At 65.2% G+C, this 24,877-nt stretch carries 26 protein-coding genes; all 26 read left to right on the top strand.

Annotated elements, in window-relative coordinates:
• Window positions 1-4 precede the first annotated feature (4 nt).
• A complete protein-coding gene (gene fliS / locus AB4Y82_RS10210; protein WP_441602985.1) occupies window positions 5-436 on the top strand; it encodes a flagellar export chaperone FliS in 432 nt (143 codons plus the stop codon).
• A 2-nt stretch (window positions 437-438) separates the two neighbouring features.
• Complete coding sequence (locus AB4Y82_RS10205; protein ID WP_441611261.1) at window positions 439-732, top strand: flagellar protein FliT; 294 nt, start codon at window positions 439-441, stop codon at window positions 730-732.
• A gap of 78 nt (window positions 733-810) precedes the next feature.
• Window positions 811-1,368, top strand: coding sequence for a PilZ domain-containing protein (locus AB4Y82_RS10200; RefSeq protein ID WP_441602983.1), 558 nt, complete (start codon window positions 811-813; stop codon window positions 1,366-1,368).
• A gap of 360 nt (window positions 1,369-1,728) precedes the next feature.
• Complete coding sequence (locus AB4Y82_RS10195) at window positions 1,729-3,150, top strand: sigma-54 dependent transcriptional regulator (RefSeq protein ID WP_441603155.1); 1,422 nt, start codon at window positions 1,729-1,731, stop codon at window positions 3,148-3,150.
• 206 nt (window positions 3,151-3,356) lie between these two features.
• The gene (gene fliE, locus AB4Y82_RS10190; protein ID WP_441602982.1) at window positions 3,357-3,680 is read left to right on the top strand and encodes a flagellar hook-basal body complex protein FliE; all 324 of its coding nucleotides are present in this window, start codon (window positions 3,357-3,359) and stop codon (window positions 3,678-3,680) included.
• Window positions 3,681-3,728: 48 nt separating this feature from the next.
• On the top strand, window positions 3,729-5,432 hold the full coding sequence (fliF, locus tag AB4Y82_RS10185) for a flagellar basal-body MS-ring/collar protein FliF (RefSeq protein WP_441602981.1): 1,704 nt from the start codon (window positions 3,729-3,731) through the stop codon (window positions 5,430-5,432).
• 123 nt (window positions 5,433-5,555) lie between these two features.
• Window positions 5,556-6,551 carry a flagellar motor switch protein FliG gene (gene fliG / locus AB4Y82_RS10180; RefSeq protein ID WP_441603154.1) on the top strand — a complete coding sequence of 332 codons (996 nt, stop codon included), beginning with the start codon at window positions 5,556-5,558 and terminating at the stop codon, window positions 6,549-6,551.
• On the top strand, window positions 6,548-7,195 hold the full coding sequence (locus tag AB4Y82_RS10175; protein ID WP_441602980.1) for a flagellar assembly protein FliH: 648 nt from the start codon (window positions 6,548-6,550) through the stop codon (window positions 7,193-7,195). Before fliG ends, AB4Y82_RS10175 begins: the two co-directional genes overlap by 4 nt.
• Window positions 7,192-8,553 carry a flagellar protein export ATPase FliI gene (fliI, locus tag AB4Y82_RS10170; protein WP_441602979.1) on the top strand — a complete coding sequence of 454 codons (1,362 nt, stop codon included), beginning with the start codon at window positions 7,192-7,194 and terminating at the stop codon, window positions 8,551-8,553. The genes AB4Y82_RS10175 and fliI overlap by 4 nt, the downstream gene beginning before the upstream one ends.
• A complete protein-coding gene (fliJ, locus tag AB4Y82_RS10165; protein WP_441602978.1) occupies window positions 8,550-8,984 on the top strand; it encodes a flagellar export protein FliJ in 435 nt (144 codons plus the stop codon). Before fliI ends, fliJ begins: the two co-directional genes overlap by 4 nt.
• Before the next feature lie 34 nt (window positions 8,985-9,018).
• Window positions 9,019-10,203, top strand: a complete 1,185-nt coding sequence (locus AB4Y82_RS10160; protein ID WP_441602977.1) for a flagellar hook-length control protein FliK — start codon at window positions 9,019-9,021, stop codon at window positions 10,201-10,203.
• 948 nt (window positions 10,204-11,151) lie between these two features.
• The gene (locus tag AB4Y82_RS10155) at window positions 11,152-11,652 is read left to right on the top strand and encodes a flagellar basal body-associated FliL family protein (protein ID WP_441602976.1); all 501 of its coding nucleotides are present in this window, start codon (window positions 11,152-11,154) and stop codon (window positions 11,650-11,652) included.
• A gap of 13 nt (window positions 11,653-11,665) precedes the next feature.
• A complete protein-coding gene (gene fliM / locus AB4Y82_RS10150) occupies window positions 11,666-12,682 on the top strand; it encodes a flagellar motor switch protein FliM (protein WP_441602975.1) in 1,017 nt (338 codons plus the stop codon).
• A complete protein-coding gene (gene fliN / locus AB4Y82_RS10145; RefSeq protein ID WP_441602974.1) occupies window positions 12,679-13,017 on the top strand; it encodes a flagellar motor switch protein FliN in 339 nt (112 codons plus the stop codon). Before fliM ends, fliN begins: the two co-directional genes overlap by 4 nt.
• A gap of 5 nt (window positions 13,018-13,022) precedes the next feature.
• Window positions 13,023-13,391 (top strand): flagellar biosynthetic protein FliO, encoded by a 369-nt coding sequence (fliO, locus tag AB4Y82_RS10140; RefSeq protein ID WP_441602973.1) that lies wholly within the window; start codon window positions 13,023-13,025, stop codon window positions 13,389-13,391.
• Window positions 13,391-14,182, top strand: a complete 792-nt coding sequence (fliP, locus tag AB4Y82_RS10135) for a flagellar type III secretion system pore protein FliP (RefSeq protein WP_441602972.1) — start codon at window positions 13,391-13,393, stop codon at window positions 14,180-14,182. Before fliO ends, fliP begins: the two co-directional genes overlap by 1 nt.
• The gene (fliQ, locus tag AB4Y82_RS10130; RefSeq protein WP_046973101.1) at window positions 14,179-14,448 is read left to right on the top strand and encodes a flagellar biosynthesis protein FliQ; all 270 of its coding nucleotides are present in this window, start codon (window positions 14,179-14,181) and stop codon (window positions 14,446-14,448) included. Before fliP ends, fliQ begins: the two co-directional genes overlap by 4 nt.
• A complete protein-coding gene (gene fliR / locus AB4Y82_RS10125) occupies window positions 14,445-15,215 on the top strand; it encodes a flagellar biosynthetic protein FliR (protein ID WP_441602971.1) in 771 nt (256 codons plus the stop codon). The genes fliQ and fliR overlap by 4 nt, the downstream gene beginning before the upstream one ends.
• Before the next feature lie 10 nt (window positions 15,216-15,225).
• A complete protein-coding gene (flhB, locus tag AB4Y82_RS10120) occupies window positions 15,226-16,362 on the top strand; it encodes a flagellar biosynthesis protein FlhB (protein ID WP_441602970.1) in 1,137 nt (378 codons plus the stop codon).
• 10 nt (window positions 16,363-16,372) lie between these two features.
• Window positions 16,373-18,463 carry a flagellar biosynthesis protein FlhA gene (gene flhA / locus AB4Y82_RS10115; RefSeq protein ID WP_441602969.1) on the top strand — a complete coding sequence of 697 codons (2,091 nt, stop codon included), beginning with the start codon at window positions 16,373-16,375 and terminating at the stop codon, window positions 18,461-18,463.
• Window positions 18,464-18,606: 143 nt separating this feature from the next.
• Entirely contained in the window at window positions 18,607-20,031 is a 1,425-nt protein-coding gene (gene flhF, locus AB4Y82_RS10110) for a flagellar biosynthesis protein FlhF (protein ID WP_441611260.1), read from the top strand.
• Complete coding sequence (locus AB4Y82_RS10105; RefSeq protein ID WP_441602967.1) at window positions 20,028-20,969, top strand: nucleotide-binding protein; 942 nt, start codon at window positions 20,028-20,030, stop codon at window positions 20,967-20,969. Before flhF ends, AB4Y82_RS10105 begins: the two co-directional genes overlap by 4 nt.
• A gap of 1 nt (window position 20,970) precedes the next feature.
• Window positions 20,971-21,744: an RNA polymerase sigma factor FliA gene (locus tag AB4Y82_RS10100; RefSeq protein WP_441602966.1), complete on the top strand. Its 774-nt coding sequence runs from the start codon at window positions 20,971-20,973 to the stop codon at window positions 21,742-21,744.
• Between the two features lie 128 nt (window positions 21,745-21,872).
• Window positions 21,873-22,280: a chemotaxis response regulator CheY gene (gene cheY, locus AB4Y82_RS10095; RefSeq protein ID WP_121882234.1), complete on the top strand. Its 408-nt coding sequence runs from the start codon at window positions 21,873-21,875 to the stop codon at window positions 22,278-22,280.
• On the top strand, window positions 22,277-22,918 hold the full coding sequence (locus AB4Y82_RS10090) for a protein phosphatase CheZ (RefSeq protein WP_441602965.1): 642 nt from the start codon (window positions 22,277-22,279) through the stop codon (window positions 22,916-22,918). The genes cheY and AB4Y82_RS10090 overlap by 4 nt, the downstream gene beginning before the upstream one ends.
• A gap of 3 nt (window positions 22,919-22,921) precedes the next feature.
• Complete coding sequence (locus AB4Y82_RS10085; protein ID WP_441602964.1) at window positions 22,922-24,877, top strand: chemotaxis protein CheA; 1,956 nt, start codon at window positions 22,922-22,924, stop codon at window positions 24,875-24,877.

Below are 24,877 nucleotides of genomic sequence, written 5' to 3'. Positions count from 1 at the left end.
GACCATGACCTACGGCTACATGCGCAACGCCAGTGCGCTCTATCAGGAAACCAGCGCGCGCGGCAGCGTGGAAGGTGCCGACCGTCACCAGCTGACCAATATGCTGTTCGATGGCGTGATCGACCGTATCAACCAGGCGCGTGGCGCGATCCGTCGCGGCGATGTGCCGGCCAAGGGCATGCACTTCAGCCGCGCACACGCGATCGTCACCGAACTGCGCGGCAGCCTCGATCATGCGCAGGGCGGGGCGCTGGCGGGCCGGCTCGATGCGCTTTACGACTACGTGAGTCGTCGCCTGCTGCACGCGCAGCTCAATAACGACGAGCGTGCGATCGACGAAGTAGTGGATCTGCTCACCCCGGTGCGCGATGCCTGGCGCCAGATCCGCCATGATTTCCTGGCAAAACAGGGCAGCCAGCCCAGCGCGGCGGCATGAACATGGACGACGCGACGCGCGCGGTGGCGCTTGAGCTCAGCGAACGCATGCTGGCAGCCGCCCGTGAAGGCGACTGGAACGCCGTGGCGACGCTGGAGACCGAGCGCAGCGAGCAGATCGCCCGCTTGCCCATGACCGAAGCCCAGTCGCTGCCCGTGCTCAAGACCTTGCTGGCGCATACCGAAGAAGTGCGCGAATTGGCTCGACAGCAGCGCGATCGCCTGGGCGAGGATCTGGGCCAGCATCAGCATCGCCATCGCGCGCTCAGCGCCTATCTGCGCGCCGGCGTCGAATAAGCCCGGCGCCACCCGGCAGCAAGCGCGCATAATCGGGCACGGCCGCGACGTTCACCGGCCCAGCGCAACGAGGGAATCATGCAAGACGCATCCTGGCAGCAGTTTTCCGAGCGGGTGGCCTATGACGACGGCCTGCACGTGAGCTGTGCGGCCTTGACCGAGCCACTGGGCGAGCTGCAGCGCATGGCCATGCGCGATCGCAATCTCAGCGTGCTTGGCACCTTGGCCGTGTTCAACGAGCGCCGCAGCGAGGCACTGGACGAAGAGAGCCAGCTTGGCCAGGACATGCAGCGCCTGGACAGCAAGCTCAACGTGCTGATGGCCATGCTGGACCAGTTGCTTCAGCGCGACGCGCAGCTGCCGCCCCGTGTGCGTGTCAGCTTCAACGCGATTGGCGCGTTATTGCCCAAGTCCTTGTGGCCGGCTGCGCAAGAGCATGCTTTGGTGCGTCTGCACTTCGACGGATGCCTGGCCTTGCCGCTGGAACTTGCCGCGCAAGTCGTGCAAGAGCGTGATGCATATCACATTTTTGTTGCCTTCGAATCGATGGATGAGGCGACATGTGACGCGATTGAGCGACTCGTGTTCCGCCATCACCGACGTAAAGTGGCAGAGCGCCGAGCGACCGCGACGTAGACTGCGAACCCGGTTCACAATCGTAATGTGATCGCTATCACGCTACGGAAACCCGACACGAACGTTCTTTGACGCACATCTCGAAAGGGTGTCGCACAGGGTCACCATCCCGAGCATTGCGCCTCGGGATTTTTTTTTAGCGATTTCAGTGGTCTGTGGCGTACCGCTGCGTAGTTTCCTGGCAACGTTTACATCAGGTGACGCTCACCGGCAGGCGTGAAGTCCCACGCCGCGTCGAAAAAACGTGATTGGCTGGCCTTCTTCTTGCTCATTCCTACTCGCGGACGGCGACGGATTGTCGTCAGCGAGCAGGTGCAATCCAGGGGGACACCAATGAAGCAGCACGCACGAGAACATCACATGGGCAAGTTCGACGTACTGGTGATCGAGTCCGATCACCGCAGGGCGGAGTCGGTCGTTTCGGCGCTGGAATTTCTCGGCTATCGCCCGCAGCGCGGCGAAGAGTGCGAGATGGTGGACGAAGCGACGCACGCATGGCGCGCCGTGTATGTGGGCAATGTATGGGATGAAGCCGAAGCCGAACGTCAGTTCGCGCGGCTGGGCACTGCGTCCAATCAGGCAATGGTGTTGATGGCCGCCGATTCCGAATGGCTGCCGCGCCTGGGCAATGACGCCGCCGCCGACAACAGCCGTGTCGGCATCATCGAATTCCCGCTGCGCTACGACCAACTCTCGCAGACGCTTCGTGGCCCGCAGGCGCAGACGCCGCGTCGTCCGGAGTTGAAGCTGGTGGGCAGCTCCGGTCCGATGGCCCGTGTCAACGCATTGGTTCGCCAGGTAGCTCCGTTCGATTCCAGCGTCCTGGTGCTGGGCGAATCGGGTACCGGCAAGGAAATGGTCGCGCGCAGCATCCACGAGTGTTCCTCGCGTCGCGACAAGCCGTTCGTGGCGATCAACTGCGGCGCCATTCCCGCCGAATTGCTGGAAAGCGAACTGTTCGGTCACGAGAAGGGCGCATTCACCGGCGCCATCAGTACCCGCAAGGGTCGCTTCGAGCTGGCCGAGGGCGGCACGCTGTTCCTGGATGAAATCGGCGACATGAGCTTGCCGATGCAGGTGAAACTTCTGCGCGTGCTGCAGGAGCGTGTGTTCGAGCGCGTGGGCAGCAATCGCACCCAGCGTTGCGACGTGCGCATCATCGCCGCGACGCATCGCAACCTGGAAGCCGCCATCGCCGATGGCCAGTTCCGCGAAGACCTTTACTACCGCCTGAGCGTGTTCCCGCTGGAAATGCCCGCGCTGCGCGAGCACCTGGACGACCTCTCGGAGCTGGTGGGCGAATTCAACCAGCGCCTGTCGCGTCGTGGCCTGGGCAGCGTGCGCTTCAGCGCCGGCGCCATGCATGCGCTGCATAACTATGCGTGGCCGGGCAACGTGCGCGAGCTTTACAACCTGGTCGAGCGTCTTTCCATTCTTTATCCGCACAGCGAAGTGCGCGTCAGCGACCTGCCGGAAAAATATCGCGGCCAGCAGATCGTGGAGGAAGTGCGAGGCGCGGCGTTGCTGTCGCTGATGACCGGTCACTCCACCGTGCTGCCCGAGCCGATGGCCGTGGTGGCCAGCGATTCGCTGGTGATGCTGCCCGAGGGGGGCCTGGATCTTAAGGATCACCTTGCCGACATCGAGGTGGGTCTGATCCGTCAAGCGCTTGACGTTACCGGCGGCGTGGTGGCCCACGCGGCAAAACTGCTGCGCATGCAGCGCACGACCCTGGTGGAAAAGCTGCGCAAGTACGGTCTGCAGCCGAGTTTGCAGGCCTAAGTGCGGGAGTGAGTCGGGAGGAGTGAGAGGCGGAAGAGGGCAGGCTTTGCCCTGCTCACGCCACGCACTCCGCTTCACTCACTTCCGGAAAGCGGAACTGCGTCACGCTTTCTCTCACTGCTCACCACGCGCCACTCACTTCCGGCTTCGTGGCACACGTCGTGCAGTAACACCCTCGATAACTCTTTACGCGTTGGAATTCCGTCATGAGTCAGATCGACGTCAACAACCTGCTGTCGCAGATGCGCCAGCTCTCCTTGCAGACCAAGCCGGCGGAGCAGTCCTTTACCGCGGCAGCGCCAGGGCAGACCGATTTTGCCAGCCTGCTCAAGAAATCGATTTCGTCGGTGGCCGATGCGCAGACCGACGCCGGCATGCAGGCAGCGAGTTTCGAACGCGGCGATGACGGCGCCGACCTCGGTCGCACCATGGTCGCCATCAACAAGGCCGATCTGTCGTTGAACACGTTGACCCAGGTGAGAAACAAGCTGGTCGACGCTTACAACAACATCATGAACATGCCGGTCTGACCGGTCCATTGACGACGTTTCTGCGTCCCCCAAGCAAGAGCAGTCTTCATGGCCGATAACGCCCTCGCGACCACCGACGAAAGCCCCGGTTCTCGCCTGGACCTCAAGCAGCTTGCGCGCACCCCGGCAACACGACAGTTGTTGCTGCTGGTGGGTGTGGCCGGCGCCGTTGCCCTTGGCGTTGCCGTGGTGCTGTGGTCGCGCGGCCCCAACTACGGCCTGCTATACGCCGGTCTGGAACAAAAGGATGCCGCCGCCGTCACGCAGGCGCTGCAGGCCTCCAATACGCCGTACACCTTGGGCGCTGATGGCAACTCCATCATGGTGCCCGCTTCCGATCTGGCGGCCATTCGCCTCAAGCTCGCCGCGCAGGGCCTGCCGCAGGGCAGCTCCGCCACTGCTGCCGCACCCGGTGCCGATTCGCCGTTTGGCATGAGCGATCTGGCCGAGCGCACGCGTTACCAGCAAATGCTGGAAACCGATCTGGGCAGCACCATCGCGGGTCTGCAATCGGTGCGCGCAGCGCGCGTGCATCTGGCGCTGCCCAAGCCGTCGGCCTTCATCCGCGACAACAAGGAAGCGAGCGCCTCGGTGCTGGTGACGCTGTATGCCGGTCGCCAGCTCGATGCGAGCCAGGTGGCGGCGATCGTCCACCTGGTGGCGTCGAGTGTCCCCAATCTCGATCCCAAGCAGGTGTCGGTGGTCGATCAGGCGGGCCAGCTGCTCACCACCACCGATGCGGGCAGCGCCAGCGCCATCGGCGATACGCGTCTGCGTCTGGCCACGCGCATCGAGAACACCTATGCGCAGCGCATCGAAGAACTGCTGACGCCGCTGGTGGGCCCGGGCAAAGTGCGCGCGCAAGTCTATGCGGATCTGGATTTCAGCGAGACCGAGAAGGCGACGGAGACGTTCGACCACGAACATCCCGCGCTGCGCAGCGAGCAGACCAATAGCGAACAGCACACCGGCGAAGCGAACGACGCTTCGATTCCTGGCGCGTTGAGCAACCAGCCGCCAAATACCGTGGCGCAGCCGACCGCAGCAAAGCCTGCCGCGGGCAAGAATGGGGCAGGCAAGACAGCCGCGACCGCGCAGAGCAACGGCCCCAGTCAAAACTCCAGCAGCGCCACGCGCAATTACGAACTGGATCGCACCATCAGCCACGTCAGCGATCCGGCGGGTCGCCTCGCGCGTCTCACCGTGGCCGTGGTGGTCGACAACAAACTGGTGCCCGGCGACAAGGGCGGCAACAAGAGCGTGCCGTTCACCCCGCAGGAACTGGAACACCTCACCACGCTTGCGCGCAACGCCGTGGGTTACAACGAGGCGCGCGGCGACAGCGTCAGCGTGATCAATCAGGCCTTCCACCAGGACCCGAGCAACGATGTGGCCACGCCGGCACAGCCGTTCTGGGAACGTCCGGGCATGCTCGACCTGATCAAGCAGGCGGCCGGCATCCTGGTGGCACTGCTGGTGGCGTTCGGCCTGCTGCGGCCGTTGCTGCGCGGCTTGTCGCGCGCGCCGTCCACCAGTCGCGAGCTTGCCCTGGCCGGTGCCATGCCCATGGACACGCCGACCATTTCGGTGCGCGTGGACGACAAGGACGAGGGCGACGACGTGCTCAAGCTCGGCGTGCCGCCGCAACTGGCGTACGAGCAACGCATTGGCCTGGCCCGCCGCATGGTCGGCGAAAATCCCAAGCAGGTGGCGCAGGTGGTCAAGAGCTGGGTGGGCGAAGATGGCGGCTAAGCGCGAATTCGCACGACGTCCGCATGGCCAGCGTCGACATCGCATGTCGTCGCTGGCTCCTCAGCGGCAGGCGACGGTGAAACAAGTCAGCGGGCAGAACGCATCATGAAAGCAGAAACGCCAATCGGCGGCGCGCAGCGTGCCGCCATCCTGCTGCTCACCCTGGGCGAACAGGACGCGGCCGAGGTGCTCAGGCATCTGAGCGCACGCGACGTGCAGGCGGTGGGTTCGGCCATGGCCAGCCTCACCAATGTCACCCGTGAGCAGGTGGAAATGGTGCTCGCACGCCTCAATGAAGACATGGGGCGGCACACCTCGCTGGGCGTCGGCACTGAGGAATACATCCGCAAGATCCTGGTCAATGCACTGGGCGAGAACAAGGCGGGCGGCCTGATCGATCGCATCCTGCTTGGTCGCTCCAGCAAGGGCCTGGAGTCGCTCAAGTGGATGGAGAGCCGCGCCATCGCCGAGATGATCGGCCAGGAACATCCGCAGATCATCGCGCTGGTGCTGGCTCATCTGGAACCGGATCAGGCGGCCGAAGTGATCGGTTACCTGGCGCCGCGCGTGCGCAGCGATGCAGTGATGCGTATCGCCACGCTCGACGGCGTGCAGCCGCATGCGTTGAACGAGCTGGACGAAATCATGGAGCGCCAGTTCGCCGGCGGCAACACCAAGAAGCTCAAATCCGCGAGCGTCGGTGGCCTCAAGGCTGCGGCCAATATTCTCAACGCGATGGAAACCAGCCGCGAAAACGAGTTGATGGCGGCCATCCGTACCCACGACTCGGGCCTGAGCGGCCGCATCGAAGAATTGATGTTCGTGTTCGAAGACCTCGGTGACCTCGACGACCGCAGCATGCAGACCCTGTTGCGTGAAGTGCCGACCGCCCGCCTGGTCACTGCGCTCAAGGGCGCCGAGCCCGGCGTGCGCGAAAAGATCTTCGCCAATATGTCCAAGCGCGCGGCCGACATGCTGCGCGACGACCTGGAAGTATCCGGTCCGGTTCGCCTCAGCGAAGTGGATTCGGCGCAGAAGGAAGTGCTCGCCATCGCGCGCAAGCTGGCCGATTCGGGTGCCATCAATCTCTCCGGCACCGGTGACGAGCTGGTCGCATGAATGCCGTGATGAACCGCGACAAGTTGCTGCCCTTTGAACGCTGGCTCCCGCCCGAAGTGGGCGAGCCGGTGGCAGTCGAGCCGACGCCAGAGCCGGTGCAGCAGCCAACCGTGCGCGAGCTGGAATCGATCGAGCAGCAAGCGCGCGAAGAGGGCTATGCCGCGGGCCTCGCCCAGGGCATGGCCGAGGCGCAGCAGGTCTTGCACGAACGCATGCAGCGACTGGACGCCTTGCTGGAATCGGCCGCCCGTCCCCTGCGCAGCATGGACGAACTGGTGGAACTGGAACTGACCCGCCTGGCCATGACGGTGGCGCGCCAGGTGTTGGCGCACGAGTTGCGCACCACCCCCGACCTGGTGGTGGAAGCCGTGCGCCAGGCGGCGCTGGCGCTGCCTTCGGCCAGCGGCAACCTGCGCGTGCGCCTGCATCCGGATGATCTGGCCTTGCTGCGTTCGCTCGAGATGGTGGAGTCGCACTGGCAACTGCTGCCCGACAACAGCCTGCAGCGCGGCGATTGCCTGTTGGAAAGCGAGCGCTCGCGTCTCGACGCCCGCGTTGAAACACGGCTCGCCGCGGTCGTGGATGCCGTGCTCGGCGCCGAAGCCGAAGGCATCGACGAAGATGCCGACGAGGTGCGTGGATGAACGCGCCCAGCCCGTCGCGTGCCGCCTTGTGGCAGGAGCGACTGGCCCGTCGTCGGCAACGCGCCATCGGCGCGCGCACGCTGACCGTGGAAGGGCGTCTGCGCCGCGTCGTCGGCCTTACGCTGGAAGCGGAAGGCTGCGAGGCGCCCCTGGGTGCGCGCTGCCTGGTCACCACGGCTGATGGCAGCGAACTGGAAACCGAAGTGGTCGGCTTCGCCGATGAACGCCTCTTGCTGATGCCTGTCACCGAAATGCATGGCGTGCTGCCCAACGCCCGCGTGCGTCCATGCGCGCATACCAGCGGCCTGCCGGTGGGCATGGCTTTGCTGGGCCGGGTGGTGGGTGCCGACGGCGTGCCGCTCGATGGCCTTGGCCCGCTCGATGTGGACGAGCACGCCCTGCTCAAGAACGAACCGATCAACCCGATGGCGCGCAAGCCCATCGATACGCCGCTCGATACTGGCGTGCGCGCGATCAACTCGCTGCTCACGGTTGGCCGCGGCCAGCGCCTTGGCCTGTTCGCCGGTTCGGGCGTCGGCAAGTCGACCCTGCTTGGCATGATGACGCGCTACACCGACGCCGACGTGGTGGTGGTGGGCCTGATCGGCGAGCGCGGCCGCGAAGTGAAGGAATTCGTCGAACACACGCTGGGCGCCGAAGGGCGCGCGCGTGCCGTGATCGTCGCCGCGCCGGCGGATGCGCCGCCGCTCAAGCGACTGCGCGGGGCGCAGTACGCCACCGCGATCGCCGAGTGGTTCCGCGATCGCGGCCAGCGCGTGCTGCTGCTGATGGATTCGATCACGCGCTATGCGCAGGCGCAGCGCGAGATCGCGCTGGCGATCGGCGAGCCGCCGGCCACCAAGGGTTATCCGCCGTCGGTGTTTGCGATGCTGCCGGCCTTGGTCGAGCGTGCAGGCAACGATGCCGAAGGGCGTGGTTCCATCACCGCGTTCTACACCGTGCTCACCGAAGGCGACGACTATCGCCACGATCCGATTGCGGATGCCTCGCGCGCGATTCTCGACGGTCATATCGTGCTGTCGCGCGACCTGGCCGAAGCCGGCCACTATCCCGCCATCGATATCGAAGCATCGATCAGCCGCGTGATGCCGGCGGTCGTGAAGCGCGAACACCTGCGTTCCGCCCAGCGTTTTCGCCAGGTCTATTCGGCGTATCGCCAGCAGCGCGATCTGATCACGGTGGGTGCTTACCAGAAAGGGTCCGACCCGCAGGTGGATCACGCCATCGCCATGTGGCCGCGCTTGCGCGACTTCCTGCAGCAAGAGGTGGACGCGCCGACCACGCTCAACGACGCCATTGGCGCACTTGAAATGCTGACCGCCGGAGGCACGCCGTGACATCCCGCGCAAACCGCCTGCAACCTGCCGCCGACCTCGCGCACGACCGTCAGGAAACGGCCATGCAGCGCCTGGCCGAGCAGCAGCAAAAGCTCGCCAAGGCCGAGCAGCAGCTGGAAGAGCTGCAGAAATACCGCGCCGAGTACGCCGAGGCGCAGGGCGGGGTGAGCGTGAGCGCCTTGCTCAACCGGCGTCAGTTCGTGGAGCGCATCGACCAGGTCATCGCGCAACAGATCAACGAAGTGGCGCGCCAACGCCGCGTCCTTGATGGCGCGCGCAACCAGTGGCGCGAAGCCCACGCCCGCGAGCAGGCGCTGGGCAGTGTGATCGATCGCTACCGCGAACAGGAACGCAAGAGCGAGGACCGCCGCGAACAGGCCGAGGTCGACGAACGCAATCAGTACCGCCGGCCGGCGAGGGGGCTCTCGTGAGCACCGCCATCAACGCATTCCAGGAGATCATCGTATGACCTCGTCCATTGCCGCGGTGGTGAATCTGCCGCCGACGAACGCGCCTGTCAGCGATACGACGAGCGCATCGTCCAGCGATCCGAACAAGGATTTCAGCAAGCCCTTGCAGCATGCCCGTCAGCAGTTGGCGCAGCAGAGCGACCCGTCACGGCCCGTGCACGGCCGGCACGCATCGGCAAAGGCCAGCTCCTCGACTCCATCGCAGTCACCCGCCAAGAGCAAGCAGGACGACAAGGACGACGACAAGTCGGCCTCTGACGCGCCCGCCGCTGCCGCCGCGATGCTCGCCTTGCTGGGCCAGAGCGTGCCGGCTTCGGCGGCTGCCAGTGCGGTCCCGGCGGCGGCTGACGGTGAAGATGCGACGGACGCTCTCACTGCCGCGGCTGCATCCGTTGTGACGCCGGCCACCGTCGCACTGCTCGGTGCTGCGCAAGCAGCGGGGCAGGCAAAGGCAGGCGGCGCGGCTGACCTGGACAAGGGCTTGGGTGGGATTGAGGACAAAAGCCTTTCCATGGCGACGCAGGACGTGGGCGACGGCAATGACGCCGTGGCCGCGCCGGCGACCGATACCACGCCGACCACGCAGGGCGACGCATTCAGCACGGCCTTGCAGGCATTGACGGCGTCTTCGAGCCAAGGCAATCACAGCGATGACTCGGTCGATGCACTGAAGAATCTCACTGCCCAGGCGATGTCGCAGCAACCGCAGACTTCGTCGAACGTGGCGACCGCGCCCGCTCCGCATGCGCTCACGATGCAATCGAGCGTGGGGTCGCCTTCGTTCGGGCAGGAACTGAGCCAGCAAGTGACCTGGCTGGGCGGCCAGGACGTCAAGGAGGCACGCATCCGCCTGCATCCTGAGGACCTTGGCGAGCTTGATGTGAAGGTGAGCGTGAAGCAGGACCATGTGGACGTGGCCTTCATCGCGCAACACCCGCAGGCCGTGCACGCCGTGCAGCAGACGCTGAGCCAGCTTGATTCGATGCTGGCGCACCATGGTTTGACCTTGGGGCAGGCGCAGGTGGGGCAGGGCAATACAGGGCAGGGCTCTTCTCAGGCCGGGACGTCGGGTGGTTCCTCTTCCGGGTCTGAGAGTGGGGTGGCTGAGGGTGTGGGTGAGTTGGCTTGGATGGCGGCGCCGGTGATGAAGGTGGTGGGGTTGGTGGATATGTTTGCGTAGTCGCTTTTTTCTCCCTCTCCCTTTTGGGGAGAGGGTTGGGGTGAGGGGCCAACCTAGCCTCGTAGTTTGGAAGTGCCGCAGTCCTCTTTTGATCGTCATCCCGGCGGAGGCGGGAGGGGCTCGTCGGCTGCCGAATGGCTGGTCATCCAGTTTCGTCGGTCTCCGGTTGTCGCCTTACCGCCAGCGTGCCGCCTACGCGGCGGGCGTTTCGTCTGCCTGCCGGCAGCCGAGTTACTTTTCTTTGCTTGCCCAAAGAAAAGTAACCAAAAGAAAGGGCCCCCCGGATGACGCGCCTTCCGGGCTGCGCCCTCCAGGTGCGCGGTCGGGTTACGGGGTTTTTCGACAGGACATCCCTGTCCTGTCGAAAAACTGGCCGCATCCATGCGGCCACCCTTCGGGCTTTCCTCCACCCGCCCGCCGCGTCATACGGAGACCCCTAGGGCAAGAGCCACATCAAGAGCCGAACAACGCCCTGGCGTCGCGGGCCGGCAGCTTTTTTGTAGGAGCGCACTTGTGCGCGACCAGCCTACGGAGCGGAGCACCCAGCGCCGCGGTCGCGCACAAGTGCGCTCCTACAAGGGTGCGCTTGCCGTGGATCTTGGATTAAAGGTTGCGGGTCGCCCTTTGTGGGAGCGCACCCTGTGCGCGACAAACCTACGGAGCGGTACACCCCAACGTGGCTGTCGCGCACAGGGTGCGCTCCCACAGGTGAGCGGGCACGGTCAAACGCAGACGGGTCGCCCACGCGACAAGCTTCCGACCACCGCCACCACCCCGTCACGCCCAATCCCCGACACGCGTCAAGAAAGCGCCGCGATTCCGTCGCGATCCCTCGCAAACCCAGTCGCAGCAACGTCTCCCGCCGATGGCATGCCGTTTGCAGATAACGGACATGTGCCGCCCGTGGCGGGTGGCCGATGACTGAACTTTGATAGGGATTGATTTCGCATGGCTCAGAACGAGCAAGCAGAAGCGGCGGCCGCAGCGCCCAAGAAGGGATCGAACAAGCTCGTGCTGATGATGGGCGTGGCGTTGCTCGCCATGGCCGGTGTGACTGGTTACCTGGTGATGAACTCTCGCAGCAGTGCGCATGGTGCGGAGGGCGATGAGCCGAAGGTAGCGCTGTCCAAGCAGGAGCAGTACCTCATGCTGGATCCGCCGTTTGTCGTCAATTTCAAGGACGACCAGTCCATGCGCTTCCTGCAGGTGGGTGTGAGCCTGATGTCGCATGATGCGGCGGCGCTGGCGGCGGCCAAGGATGCCGATCCGGTGATCCGCAATGCGCTGGTGATGCTGTTCAGCAGCCAGGACTACTCGATTCTCAGCGACGCCGCGGGCAAGCAGAAACTGCAGGCGCAGGCGCTGGACGCGGTGCGCAAGATCATCGAGAAGCGCCTGGGGCGTCCGGGCGTGGAAGCGCTGTACTTCACCAGCTTCGTGATGCAGTGACGGGACAGCGGCGATGAGCGACCTGCTTTCACAGGAAGAAATCGATGCCCTGCTCGACGGCGTGGAAGGTGGCGCCGTCGAAACGGGCAATGACGAGCCCTTGCCGCCCGATGCGGTGATCTCGTACGACTTCACCCAGCAGGACCGCATCGTGCGCGGTCGCCTGCCCACGCTGGAAATGGTCAACGATCGCTTTGCGCGCTTCTTCCGCACGGCCGTGTTCGGCGTGCTGCGCAAGACCTGCGAAGTGTCGGTGCTCGGCGTGAAGATGATGAAGTTCGCCGAGTACGTGCATGCGCTGGCCGTGCCCAGCAACCTCAACCTGGTGCGCATCAAGCCACTGCGCGGGACCGCGCTGGTGGTGATGGAGCCGCGCCTGGTGTTCACCGTGATCGACAACTTCTTCGGTGGCGACGGCCGTTTCCATGCGCGCATCGAGGGCCGCGATTTCACGCCAACCGAAAACCGCGTCATCCAGATCATGCTGACCGAGCTGTTTGCCTCGATGGTGGAAGCGTGGGCGCCGGTGCTGCCGCTCAACTTCGAATACCTCAATTCCGAAATCAACCCGCAGTTCGCCAATATCGTCAGCCCCACCGAAACGGTGGTGGTGTCCAAATTCCATATCGAACTCGACGGCGGTGGCGGCGAAGTGCATCTGACCCTGCCGTACGCCATGGTCGAGCCGATCCGCACCTTGCTCGACGCCGGCGTGCAGAGCGACCGCGTCGATCGCGATCACCGCTGGGCCGAAACGCTGCAGGACGAAGTGCTGGATGCGGAAGTGGAGCTCAGCTCGCTGCTGCTCGAAACGCGCCTGAGCATCGGCGAATTCCTGCGCCTCCGTCCGGGCGACGTGCTGCCGATCCAGCTGCCGGAATTCAGCACGGTATTCGCCGAAGACGTGCCCGTGTTCCGTGGCCGCTACGGCCAGCACAACGGCCGTACTGCCGTCCGCTTCCATGCCCAGACGGGGCGCCGCGAAGTGCGCCTGTCGACCGAAACCACCCTGGAGATTGACCTCGCATGACCCCCAATGACGCCGCCAGCGCTACCCAGCGCGTCGAATTCGATCAGCTGAGCGCCCCGCTGGGCGAAGGCTCCGAAGTCAACCTCGACATGATTCTCGATGTACCGGTCACGCTCGCCATGGAAGTGGGCCGCACCCGCATCAGCATCCGCAACCTGTTGCAGCTCAACCAGGGCTCTGTGGTGGAACTGGATCGCTCCGCCGGCGAACCGCTGGACGTGTTCGTCAACGGCACGCTGGTGGCGCACGGTGAAGTGGTGGTGATCAACGACCGCTTCGGTATCCGTCTCACCGACGTGATCAGTCCGGCCGAGCGCGTGCGCAAGTTGCGGTGAGCACGATGATGGCCCTGGTCCTTCCCGTTGCCGCTGCGCCCGAGATCAATGTCGGTGGCGAGCTGGTGCGCGTGGTGTTGAGTCTCGCGGCGATCATTGCGCTGATCTTCGTGGCCGGCTGGTTCAGCCGTCGGCTGCAGGCACGCACGACGCCGGGCGGGCGCCGCATGCGCTGCGTGGAAACCATGGCGGTGGGTGCGCGCGATCGCCTGATGCTGGTGGAGGCAGACGGCAAGCGTCTGCTGATCGGCATGGGGCAGGGCGGCATGCGCACGCTGCACGTTTATGAAGGCGTGGCGCCCGCGCCGGAAGCCAGTCCGCAACCGCCGATCGCGCCGTTCGGCGACGTGCTGGCCCGCTGGAAGCGCAAGTGATGAAGCACGCTCGTTGGATTCTCCTGGTCTTGCTGATGCTGTGTCCGATGCTGCTGTGGGCGGCGCCGGCCATGCCCGCGATGCCTTCCATGCTGCAGATGCCGTCGTCGCCGGCCGGTATTCCGGTGCTGACCGTGCAGAACGCGCCGGGCGGCGCCCAGAACTGGACGCTCTCGTTGCAGCTGCTGGCGCTGATGACGGTGCTGACGTTGCTGCCGGCCGTGCTGCTGATGATGACGTCATTCACGCGCATCATGATCGTGTTGAGTTTCCTGCGTCAGGCGCTTGGCACGAGTTCCACGCCGTCCAACCAGATCCTGCTGGGCCTGTCGCTGTTCCTCACGCTGTTCGTGATGTCGCCGGTACTCAATCGCGCCTATGCCGATGGCGTGAAGCCGTATATGGACGGCCAGATGACGGCCGAGCAGGCGGTGCCTGCCGCCGCCGCACCGTTCAAGCATTTCATGCTCGACCAGACACGCGATGCGGATCTGCAGTTGTTTACGCACCTGGCCAATGAGCAGCCGTACGCCAGCAAGGAAGACGTGCCGTTTCGCGTCGCCATGCCGGCCTTTGTCACCAGTGAGCTGAAGACCTCGTTCCAGATGGGCTTCCTGCTGTTCATTCCGTTCCTGATCATCGACCTGGTGGTGGCCAGCGTGCTGATGTCGATGGGCATGATGATGGTGTCGCCCACCATCATCTCGCTGCCGTTCAAGATCATGCTGTTTGTGCTGGTGGATGGGTGGACCTTGCTGCTGGGTACGCTGGCGGGAAGTTTTTACTCATGACGCCTGAGTCAGTCATCGAATTCGGCCAGCACGCGCTCTACGTCGCCATGATGGTGGCCGCACCCCTGCTGCTCACCGCACTGCTGGTAGGCCTGATCATCGGTGTGGTGCAAGCCGCCACGCAGATCAACGAAATGACCTTGAGCTTCATCCCCAAGGTCGTCGCCATGGCCGCGGTCGCGCTGATCGCCGGCCCCTGGATGCTGCGCACGCTGGTGCAGTTCACGCGCCAGTTGATCGAGAGTCTGCCCGGGGCAGTGAAGTGACCACGGTGCAGCTCGCCCAGTTGCAGGGGCTGATTGGCTCGCTGTTGTGGGCGATGGCGCGCGTGGGTGGGCTGTGCCTGGTCGCGCCGGTGTTCGGCGACTCGGTGCTGCCGCAGCGCTTTCGCCTTGCCATCATGTTGATGCTGACCGTGGTGCTGGCGCCGCTCGCGCCGACCACGATCGATCCGATGACGGCCGACGGCATCACCACCATGGTGGCGCAGTTGTTGATGGGCGCATCGATCGGCTTCGTGTTGAAACTGGCTTTCGAAGCGGTGTCGCTCGGCGGCCAGTTGGTCGGACAGAGCATGAGCCTGGGCTTTGCCGAAACCGTGGACCCGCGTGGCGGTGGCAGTTCGCCGGTGCTCAGCCAGTTTTATCTGTTGATGGTGATGCTGCTGTTCCTCGCCATGAACGGGCATCTGCGTTTGATTTCGCTGCTGGCCGACAGTTTTCACAGTTTGCCGCCGGGGCAGGCAGTGATCGATCCCAAGGGCTTGTATGCCGTGGTCGCATTCGCCACCCATTTGTTTGGTGGCGCCGTGCGCGTGGCGCTGCCGGCGATGACTTCGTTGTTGATGGTCAATATCGGTTTTGCCGCGATCAGTCGCGCGGCGCCGTCCATGAATCTGTTCGCGGTAGGTTTCCCGATCACGGTGACCCTGGGTTTCGTCGCGCTATGGCTGTCGCTGCACACCTTGCCGGGTGCCTTCCAGTCCCTGCAGAACACCGCATGGACGTTGATGCACGAGCTGGCGGGCGGTTGAGGGATACGCCATGGCAGAGAACGACGATCAGGAACGCACTGAACAACCATCCGAAAAGCGCCTGCGCGAATCGCGCGAAAAGGGCGATGTCCCCCGATCGCGCGATTTGTCAGGTGCCGTGGTGGTGCTTGCCGGCGTGTCCGCGCTGATGAATGGCGGCGCAGCGGCCATGGAACACGTCAGGCGCATCTATGGACTGGGGCTGACCTACGATCGCGCTGCGCTGTTTTCCGAGCAACTGCCCGGACGCGCGCTCTCGATGGCGATGCACGAGGCGATGTCGCTGTTTGCCCCGGTGGCGCTGGCCACCATGCTGGCCGCGCTCGCGGCGCCGCTGTTGCTGGGCGGACTCAATTTCAGTGCCGAAGCGCTTGAGCCCAAGTTCGAGCGGCTTGATCCGATCAAGGGTCTCGGCCGCATCTTCGCCATGCGCGGCCTGGTGGAGCTGGCCAAGTCGCTGCTCAAGCTGCTGCTGATCGGCGGCATCCTGGTGATGGTGCTGAAAAACTGGCAGGACGACCTGATGGCGACCGGCGTCGGTGAAGTGCGCGCCGGCACCTTCAAGGCCATGAGTCTGCTGGGGCATGGCGCGCTGTTGTTCGGCTCCATCCTCGCATTGATTGGTGGCGCGGACGCGCTGTACCAGAAGTTCGACCACAACAAGCGCCTGCGCATGACGCGCCAGGAACTGAAGGACGAATCGAAGGAAAGCGACGGCAACCCCGAGCTCAAGGGCCGCATCCGCCAACTGCAGTTCCAGATGGCGCGCAAGCGCATGATGCAGGAGCTGCCCAAGGCAGACGTGCTGGTCACCAACCCTTCGCACTTTGCCGTGGCCCTGCGCTACGACGAAGGCCGCATGGGCGCGCCACGCGTGATCGCCAAGGGCATGGACGAACTGGCGCTGCAGATCCGCCTGGTCGCTTCCAGCCATCGCATCCCCACCGTGGAAGCGCCGCCGCTGGCCCGCGCGCTGTATGCCACGACCCAGATCGATCGCGAGATTCCCTCGGCGCTGTACGTCGCCGTGGCGCAGGTGCTCGCCTATGTCTTCCAGCTCAAGCAGGCGGTGTCGCGCGGTGATGCGCCGCCGTCGGCGCCGCAACCCGATGTTGATCCGGACCTGATGGGTCCCTACAAGTTCTGACGGAACAGTGATGGCAAACACGACTGCCCTAGGCAATCTCAAGATGCTCGGACGCCGCGGCCTCGGTGCGCCGGTGATCATGCTCGCCGCGCTGGCGATGCTGATGCTGCCGCTGCCGCCGTTCCTGCTGGACATGCTCTTCAGCTTCAACATCGCGTTGTCGCTGGTGATCCTGCTGGCGGTGATCTACGTGATGCGCCCGCTGGAATTCGCCGCGTTTCCCACCGTGGTGCTGATGGCGACCTTGCTGCGCCTCGCGCTCAACATCGCCTCCACGCGCGTGGTGCTGCTCAATGGCCACGACGGCCCTGGCGCCGCGGGCAAGGTGATCGAAGCTTTCGGCGAGTTCGTCATCGGCGGCAATTTCGCGGTGGGCCTGGTGGTGTTCGCCATCCTCACCATCATCAACTTCGTGGTGGTGACCAAGGGTGCCACCCGCGTGTCCGAAGTGACCGCGCGCTTCACCCTCGATGCGATGCCCGGCAAGCAGATGGCGATCGACGCCGATCTCAATGCCGGCCTGCTCAACCAGGAACAGGCGCGCGACCGTCGCCAGGAAGTGCGCGAGGAAGCGGACTTCTACGGCTCGATGGACGGCGCCTCCAAGTTCGTGCGCGGCGACGCCACCGCCGGCATTTTGATTCTGATCATCAACATCGTCGGCGGCTTCTTCGTCGGCATCTTCCAGCACGGGCTTTCCGCCGGTGAAGCCGCCAAGACTTATACGCTGCTCACCATCGGCGACGGCCTGGTGGCGCAGGTACCGTCGCTGATGCTGTCCATCGCCACCGCGGTGATCGTGACGCGCGTGTCCAAGTCCACCGACATGGGCAAGCAGCTCGTCGGCCAACTGTTCGGCCAGCCGCGTGCGCTCGCCGTGGCGGGCGTGGTGCTGGGCGTGATGGGACTGATCCCGGGCATGCCCAATATCGCCTTCCTGCTGCTGGGCGGCACGTGTGGCGGTGCGGCGTGGCTGATGATCAAGCGCGATCGCGAAGCGGTTGAGCGCGTGGCGAAAGCTGCCGCCGAGGTGCCGCCGCCGGCCGCGCCGACGGAACGTCTCGAACTGGGTTGGGAAGATGTCGCCAGCGTCGATCCGCTGGGCCTGGAAGTAGGTTATCGGCTGATTCCGCTGGTGGACACGCACCAGGGCGGCGAGCTGATGGGCCGCATCAAGTCGGTGCGCCGCAAGCTCTCGCAGGAGCTGGGCTTCCTGGTGCCGCCGGTGCATATCCGCGACAACCTCGATCTTGGTCCCAACACCTATCGCATCAGCCTGATGGGCGTGCCCATGGGCGAGTCCGAGGTGCACAACGATCGGCTGCTCGCGATCAACCCCGGTCGCGTGCAGGAGGGGCTGCAAGGCATCGCCACGCGCGATCCGGCGTTTGGCCTGGAAGCGCTGTGGATCGAACCGGGCCAGCGCGAAACGGCGCAGAGTCTGGGCTACACCGTGGTCGATCCGGCCACCGTGGTCGCCACGCATCTGTCGCACATCCTGCAGAGCCACGCGCACGAACTGCTCGGCCATCAGGACGTGCAGCAGCTGCTCGATCGCCTCGCGCAGACCACGCCCAAGCTGGTGGAAGACCTGGTGCCCAAGCGCCTGTCGCTGGGCGTGGTGGTCAAGGTCATGCAAAACCTGCTGGCCGAGCGGGTGCCGATCCGCAATATGCGTTCCATCGTCGAATCCTTGGCGGAGCACGCCAACCAGAGTCAGGATCCCGGCGCCCTCAGCGCTGCCGTACGCGTGGCGCTCGGTCGCCAGATCGTCCAGGAGATCTCCGGGCTCGGTACCGAGATCCCGGTCATCACGCTGGCGCCGGAGCTGGAGCAGATCCTGCTGGGATCGCTCGCAAATGGCGGCGTAGCGGGCGCCGCGGTGGAGCCAGGCCTCGCCGACCGCCTGCAACAAGGCGTTGCCGACGCTGCGCGCAAGCAGGAAATGAGCGGCGAACCGGCCGTTTTGCTGGTCGCGCCGCAGCTGCGTCCGTGGCTCGCACGCTTCACTCGCCATGTGGCACAGAACCTGCACGTACTGGCTTACAACGAGGTGCCGGACAACCGCCGAGTGCGTTTGGTGCAGGCATTGGGTCGCTGAATCAAGCAGACGAGAGAGGGAATAGGGATGAGTAGCGAGGGCGCAAACATCGAGTCGTTGGCGAATGGGCAGTACGTGCCACGAGGCACGGCCGCGCAGGTTCGCCGCTCGTCCCTCGTCCCTGTTTCGCGGAGCAGCAAGGCATGAAGATCAAGCGTTTCGTGGCCCCGGATATGCGCCAGGCCATGCGTGAAGTGCGCGAAGACCAGGGACCGGATGCGGTGATCCTGTCCACGCGCCGGATGGACGACGGCATCGAGATCATCGCTGCCGTGGATTTCGACGAAGCCCTGGTGCGCGAAGCCGCGCGCCACGGTGCGCCGCTGGAAGTGGAAAACCGCGCACCGGCTGCCGCCGCGTCGCACCGCGATGTGGAAGCCTCCGTTGCACGCCGTGCCGACGTCATGCCGCCGCCGCTGCCGACGGCGAACCGTCACGAGGACGATGGCGTGACCGTGTCGCTCTCGCGTCGCGCCACCGCCTCGCCGCGCATGGAGCCGACGATCGAAACGCTGGGGGCCCGCAAGCCGGCCGCATCGCAGGCCAAGGCGCTGGAAGAAAAATCCGCATCGGTGGAATCTGCGCAGGCCAATGTGGCTGGCGAGGTCACCGCCTCGATTCACCCCTTGCTCGAACGCGCCATGCAGGACACCGCACGCGTACGCGCCGAACTGGGCAGCCTGCGCGACCTGCTGGAAACGCAGCTGTCCAGCCTGATCTGGAACGACCTGGAACGCCGTCAGCCGATGCGCGCCCGCGTGCTGCGCGAAATGACGCGGCTCGGCATCGAACCGGATGTGGCCCGTCAGCTGGTCGGCGAGTTGCCGGTCGAGATCAACGCCGAGCAGGCGCGCTATCTGCCGCTGGGCGTGCTCAGCCGCAGCCTGTCGATCAGCCCGCGCGACCATTCGGAGCGTCGTGGCGTGACTGCGCTGGTCGGTCCCACCGGCGTGGGCAAGACCACCACCATCGCGAAACTCGCCGCGCGTGCGGTGATGCGCAACGGCGCATCGCAGGTCGCGCTGGTCAGCACCGATCACTACCGCATTGGCGCCGCGGCGCAGCTGGAACATTACGGCCGCCTGCTCGGCGTGCGCGTGTATCCCGCCTACGACGCCGACAGCCTGCGCCATGTACTGGAATTGCTGCGCGGCCACCACACCGTGCTGGTGGATACCGCCGGCCTGGCCGGCGGCGATCCGCGCCTGGCCGAACAGCTGGAAGTGCTGGGCAACGGCGGCGATCTGCGCGCCTGCCTGGTGATGGCGGCGAATGCACATGCCTCGTCGCTGGACGAAGCGGTGCGCGCCTACCTGCCGGTCAAGCCGCACGCCTGCATTCTCACCAAACTCGACGAGGCTCCCAGCCTCGGCGGCGCGCTGTCGGTGCTGATCCGTCACCGACTCGCGCTCGACTACGTCACCGATGGACAGCGCGTGCCCGAAGACATCGCCACAGCCGATGCGCGGGTGCTGGTGTGCCGTGCCGCGCAAGTGCTCAAGGGCACGGCGCCGGCCGATGACGTGGTGATGGCGGATCGCTTCGGACTAGCGGTGGCAAGTGCATGAGCGGTGTCTTTGCAATGAACCAGGCGATGGGGTTGGAAAGCATGCTGCGTGCGCTGACCGAACGACATAGCCGACAGGCGCCGGTCCAGGACCAGGCGTATGGATTGAGCGGCTCTGCGCCGCGCAAGCGTTGCCGCGCCATCGCGGTGGCCGGCGGCAAGGGCGGCGTGGGCAAGACCACGGTATCGGTGAACCTGGGCATGGCGCTCGCCGTGCAGGGTCACCAGGTGATCCTGCTCGATGCGGACATGAGCCTGGCCAATATCGACGTGCTGCTCGGCCTCACGCCCACGCGTCATATCGGCCACCTGCTCGACGGCGTCTGCTCGATCGAGGATCTGCTGATGACCGCGCCGCACGGCCTCAAGGTGGTACCGGCCGGTTCGGGCACGCGTCGACTGGCGCAGCTGGGGGCGGGCGAGCACGCGGCGGTGATCCGCGCGTTTGACGATCTGGTGACACCGCCGGACTACCTGGTGGTGGATACCGCCGCAGGACTTTCCGACAACGTGGCGATGTTCGCCGCCGCTGCCGATGACGTGGTGGTGGTGGTGTGCGACGAACCAGCTTCGCTCACCGATGCGTATGCCTTGCTCAAGGTACTCAGCCGCGATTTTGGCGTGCGCCGCTTCCGCATGGTGGCGAACATGGTGCGCAACCTGGGCGAAGCCAGGCAGCTGCATCAGAAACTCGCACGAGTTTGCGATCGCTTCCTCGATGTGGCGCTGGAATTCATGGGCCATGTCCCGCATGACGAACGACTCAAGCAGGCCATCCGTCGCCAGAGCGCGGTGGTGGACCTGTGGCCGTCGAGCCGGTCGGGATTGGCATTCAAGCAATTGGCGGGTGCGGTCGATACATGGGGTGAACCCGAGCGACTGGGCCTGGATCGCATCGCCTTTTTCAGCAGGCAGGCCGCAGTAGCAACGGGGTGGTGACATGAGTGTGGCTTCCGAATATCTGCAGCTGACGCGGCAGAGTGCCGACGAACTGGTTCGCCAGCACGCTCCCTTGGTGCGAAGGATCGCCTATCACCTGATGGGTCGATTGCCGCCCAGCGTGGACGTGAGCGACCTGATTCAGGCCGGCATGATCGGTTTGCTGGAGGCCGCGCGCAATTTCACCACCGGCAAGAATGCGAGCTTCGAGACGTTTGCGGGTATCCGCATCCGTGGCGCGATGCTCGACGAATTGCGGCGCACCGACTGGACCCCACGGTCGGTGCATCGAAAAGTGCGCGAAATGGCGGAGGTTGTTCGTCAGATTGAAATCGAAACCGGTTCTGATGCCGATGACGCCGAAGTGATGCGGCGACTGGGCATGGGCGCCGAGGAATATCACCAGGTGCTGGCCGACGCGGCGAGTGCACGCCTGCTCAGCCTTTCCGCACCGGACGATGCGGATGGTGGCGCAGCGTTCGACGTGGCCGACGGCGACAGCCTGAGCCCGGCGGACAGTGTCGAGCACGAAGGCATGCGCGAGGCCCTGGTGGAAGCCATCGGCGGCCTGCCCGAACGCGAGCAGCTGGTGATGTCCCTGTACTACGAGGAAGAACTGAACCTCAAGGAGATTGGTGCGGTGCTCGGCGTGACTGAATCGCGCGTGTGCCAGATCCACGGCCAGGCCATCGTGCGCTTGCGAGCGCGGATGAGCGGTTGGCATGAGGGGCAGGAGAGGAAGGCTGGAAAACGTAAAGGGGCGAGGGGCGAGTAACAAGGGCGCGAGCCCGGACGGTCGCTGCGCCGATCAGGGTCGAACCGACGTTCGGTCGTTGCGTCCGCGCAATTCGTCCCTCGTCCCTGTTCAACACAAGTCATATCTACGCGCAGCGGAGAAAGCGTTTGGACAAGAATATGAAGATCCTCGTGGTGGACGACTTCTCCACCATGCGGCGCATCGTTCGCAACCTGCTGGTCGAGCTGGGTTTCAGCAACGGCCTGATCCAGGAGGCCGACGATGGCGAGAACGCCCTGACCATGTTGCGCAACAACGCCTTCGACATGGTCGTGACCGACTGGAACATGCCCAACATGACGGGCATCGACCTGTTGCGCGCGATCCGCGCCGAGCCCTCGCTGAAGGGCATGCCGGTACTCATGGTGACCGCCGAGAACAACCGCGACCAGATCATTGCCGCCGCCCAGGCCGGCGTGAACGGCTACATCGTCAAGCCGTTCACCGCCGCGACCCTGCAGGAAAAGCTGAGCAAGATCTTCGAACGTCTGGCCGCCAGCGGAGCCACCGCATGAACGCACAAGTTTCCCTGATGGCCGGCGAAGCGATGCCGCCTGAACTGCATGACCTGCTCAACAGCGCTGATGGTGCTGCCTTTGAAAAGGCCCTCGACGCGCTGGTGCGCGAGCGCGAACAGCGCGTGTTCCGCGCACTCGGCCTGCTTGCGCGCGATCTGCACGATGCGGTGCGCCGCCTCGGCGGCGACCTCGCCCAGGAAGGCGTGCCGGGCAGCGTCGCCGATGCACGCAAGCACCTGGAAGACGTGCTGGAAATGAGCTCGCAGGCCGCGCATCGCTCGCTCGATTTCGTCGAGCGCATGCGTCCGCAGGCCGACGCGCTGGCCGAGAACGCCGGTGCCGTGATCGATGGCACCACTGAAGGCGAAGTTGCGCATGTGCTGGCGACGCAGTCGCAGGCGTTCGCCCATGCTTGCCGCGATGGCCTCGCCGATTTCGTGGTCGCGCAGTCGTGGCAGGACCTTTCGGGTCAGCGCATCAAGAAGGTGGTGAATTTCATCGGCAGCGTGGAGAACTCGCTGCTGGAACTGGTGAGCCTCACCGGCGCGCTGGCGTCGGGCGAAGCCGCCGCCGGCCCGGTCAAAGTCACCAGCCAGGATGAGGCGGATCGTCTGTTGAGCGAATTCGGTTTCTGATCGATGGATCCCTCGTTCGACAACGAGTTGCGCGACGATTTCCTGGTGGAAGCCGGGGAACTGGTGCAGCGCCTGGGCGATCAGCTGATCGGGCTGGAGGCCTCGCCGCGCGACGCCGAACTGTTGAACGCGGTGTTCCGCGCGTTCCACACGGTGAAGGGCGGCGCGGGCTTTCTTGCGATCGAGCCGATGGTGCAGCTGTGCCATCACGCCGAGGATCTGCTCAACGTGGCGCGCAACGGGCAGTTGCTGCTCGATGCCAGCCGCATGGATGCGCTGCTGGAAGCGTTGGATCTGCTCAACGACATGATGGCGGCGCTGGCCGGCGGCACGGCGATGGCGATGCCGCCCGCTGGCCTGCTGCAACGCCTGACGCCGGGCAAGGCCGCTGCACCGGCGCCCAAGCCGGTGGCCGCGCCGGTAGCGCCGCCGCCGAGCGACGGCACGATCGACGATTCCGAATTCGAGGCCCTGCTCGACAGCCTCTACGGGAACAGCGGCGCACCGGGTGCGCCCGCGGCGGTGGCCGAATCGGGCAGCATTTCCGACGACGAATTCGAAGCCTTGCTGGACAACCTGCATGGCAAGGGCGGCCAGCCTGGCGCGACGACGAACGCGGCCGTCGCATCGTCAACCGCAGGCACGATCTCGGACGACGAGTTCGAATCGCTGCTCGACAATCTTCACGGCAAGGGCGGACTACCGGGCGCGAGCGCGCCGGCATCCGCTCCTGCCCCCGCACCTGCTCCCGCCGCCGCACCGGCTAAGCAGGCGGCGCCGGCGCCCGAAAACACCGTGCGCGTGGACACCGCCCGCCTCGACGCCCTGGTGCACCGCGCCGGTGAGCTGGTGCTGGTGCGCAACCGACTGCTGAGCCTGGCGGCCAAGACCGGCGATGAAACGCTCGAGCTGGCCGCCACCGAACTCGATCGCGTGGCCGATGCCTTGCAGAACGCCGTGCTCGGCATGCGCATGCAGCCGGTGGGCCGCTTGTTCCAGCGCTTTCCGCGCATCGTGCGCGATCTTTCGCGCCAGCTCGGCAAGGAAGTGGAACTGATCCAGGAAGGCGAGGGCACCGATCTCGATCGCAGCCTGGTCGAAGCGCTCGCCGATCCGATGGTGCACCTGATCCGCAACGCGCTCGATCACGGCGTGGAAATGCCGGACGAACGCGAACGCGCCGGCAAGCCGCGCAAGGGCAAGGTCACGCTGGGCGCGAGCCAGCGCGGTGAGCGCATCGTGATCACCGTGTCCGACGACGGGCGCGGCATGAATCCCGAGATCCTGCGCCGCAAGGCGGTGGAGAAGGGGGTGATGGATGAGGCGCAGGCTTCGCGCCTCACCGAGAACGAATGCTACGAAATTATTTTCCGCCCTGGCTTCAGCACGGCCGCCACCGTCTCCGACATCTCCGGTCGCGGCGTGGGCATGGACGTGGTGAAGACGCGCGTGGTGGAGCTGGGCGGCACCTTGTCGGTGCGCTCGCAGCTGGGCAAAGGCAGCACGCTGGAGCTGGCCGTGCCGCTGACGCTGGCGATCCAGCGCGTACTGATGGTGCGCGTGGGCTCGCGTCTGCTTGCGCTGCCGCTGAGCAATGTCGATGAAGTGTTCGAACTGGCCTCGGGGCAGCAACAGCAACTGGACGGGCGTGCGGTGGCTTCGCATCGCGGCCGCGCGCTCGCGCTGGCCAACCTTGGCGGCTGGATCGGTGTGGACGCTGCGCCGGGTCGCCACGTAGTGGTGCTGCACATCGGCCATATGCGCCTGGGCTGCCTGGTGCATGAAGTGCTTGGCCGCGAAGACGTGATGGTGAAACCGCTCGGCCCCCTGTTCGAAGGCGTGCCCGCCGTGGCGGGCGCCACCGTTACCGGCGACGGCCGTCTTGCGCTGGTGATGGATCTTGCCGGCTTGTCCGGCAGCGACGGTCAACTCCTCCCATCCCTCCGAGTGAATACCTGA

The sequence above is a fragment of the Dyella sp. 2YAF14 genome (genome assembly GCF_052114725.1).
GTDB lineage: Bacteria > Pseudomonadota > Gammaproteobacteria > Xanthomonadales > Rhodanobacteraceae > Dyella.
The sequence above is the reverse complement of the archived record's forward strand: the minus strand, read 5'-3'. Positions and strand labels throughout refer to the sequence as shown.

What these genes read in the sequence shown, in the direction of transcription:
- fliS (WP_441602985.1), top strand. Translation starts at nt 5, where the DNA reads ATGACCTACGGCTACATGCGCAACGCCAGTGCGCTCTATCAGGAAACC.
- fliQ (WP_046973101.1), top strand. Translation starts at nt 14,179, where the DNA reads ATGACGCCTGAGTCAGTCATCGAATTCGGCCAGCACGCGCTCTACGTC.
- flhF (WP_441611260.1), top strand. Translation starts at nt 18,607, where the DNA reads ATGAAGATCAAGCGTTTCGTGGCCCCGGATATGCGCCAGGCCATGCGT.
- AB4Y82_RS10195 (WP_441603155.1), top strand. Translation starts at nt 1,729, where the DNA reads ATGGGCAAGTTCGACGTACTGGTGATCGAGTCCGATCACCGCAGGGCG.
- AB4Y82_RS10160 (WP_441602977.1), top strand. Translation starts at nt 9,019, where the DNA reads ATGACCTCGTCCATTGCCGCGGTGGTGAATCTGCCGCCGACGAACGCG.
- fliF (WP_441602981.1), top strand. Translation starts at nt 3,729, where the DNA reads ATGGCCGATAACGCCCTCGCGACCACCGACGAAAGCCCCGGTTCTCGC.
- AB4Y82_RS10200 (WP_441602983.1), top strand. Translation starts at nt 811, where the DNA reads ATGCAAGACGCATCCTGGCAGCAGTTTTCCGAGCGGGTGGCCTATGAC.
- AB4Y82_RS10105 (WP_441602967.1), top strand. Translation starts at nt 20,028, where the DNA reads ATGAGCGGTGTCTTTGCAATGAACCAGGCGATGGGGTTGGAAAGCATG.
- fliO (WP_441602973.1), top strand. Translation starts at nt 13,023, where the DNA reads ATGATGGCCCTGGTCCTTCCCGTTGCCGCTGCGCCCGAGATCAATGTC.
- AB4Y82_RS10205 (WP_441611261.1), top strand. Translation starts at nt 439, where the DNA reads ATGGACGACGCGACGCGCGCGGTGGCGCTTGAGCTCAGCGAACGCATG.
- flhA (WP_441602969.1), top strand. Translation starts at nt 16,373, where the DNA reads ATGGCAAACACGACTGCCCTAGGCAATCTCAAGATGCTCGGACGCCGC.
- flhB (WP_441602970.1), top strand. Translation starts at nt 15,226, where the DNA reads ATGGCAGAGAACGACGATCAGGAACGCACTGAACAACCATCCGAAAAG.
- AB4Y82_RS10175 (WP_441602980.1), top strand. Translation starts at nt 6,548, where the DNA reads ATGAATGCCGTGATGAACCGCGACAAGTTGCTGCCCTTTGAACGCTGG.
- AB4Y82_RS10085 (WP_441602964.1), top strand. Translation starts at nt 22,922, where the DNA reads ATGGATCCCTCGTTCGACAACGAGTTGCGCGACGATTTCCTGGTGGAA.
- fliP (WP_441602972.1), top strand. Translation starts at nt 13,391, where the DNA reads ATGAAGCACGCTCGTTGGATTCTCCTGGTCTTGCTGATGCTGTGTCCG.
- AB4Y82_RS10100 (WP_441602966.1), top strand. Translation starts at nt 20,971, where the DNA reads ATGAGTGTGGCTTCCGAATATCTGCAGCTGACGCGGCAGAGTGCCGAC.
- AB4Y82_RS10155 (WP_441602976.1), top strand. Translation starts at nt 11,152, where the DNA reads ATGGCTCAGAACGAGCAAGCAGAAGCGGCGGCCGCAGCGCCCAAGAAG.
- fliM (WP_441602975.1), top strand. Translation starts at nt 11,666, where the DNA reads ATGAGCGACCTGCTTTCACAGGAAGAAATCGATGCCCTGCTCGACGGC.
- fliE (WP_441602982.1), top strand. Translation starts at nt 3,357, where the DNA reads ATGAGTCAGATCGACGTCAACAACCTGCTGTCGCAGATGCGCCAGCTC.
- fliN (WP_441602974.1), top strand. Translation starts at nt 12,679, where the DNA reads ATGACCCCCAATGACGCCGCCAGCGCTACCCAGCGCGTCGAATTCGAT.
- AB4Y82_RS10090 (WP_441602965.1), top strand. Translation starts at nt 22,277, where the DNA reads ATGAACGCACAAGTTTCCCTGATGGCCGGCGAAGCGATGCCGCCTGAA.
- fliI (WP_441602979.1), top strand. Translation starts at nt 7,192, where the DNA reads ATGAACGCGCCCAGCCCGTCGCGTGCCGCCTTGTGGCAGGAGCGACTG.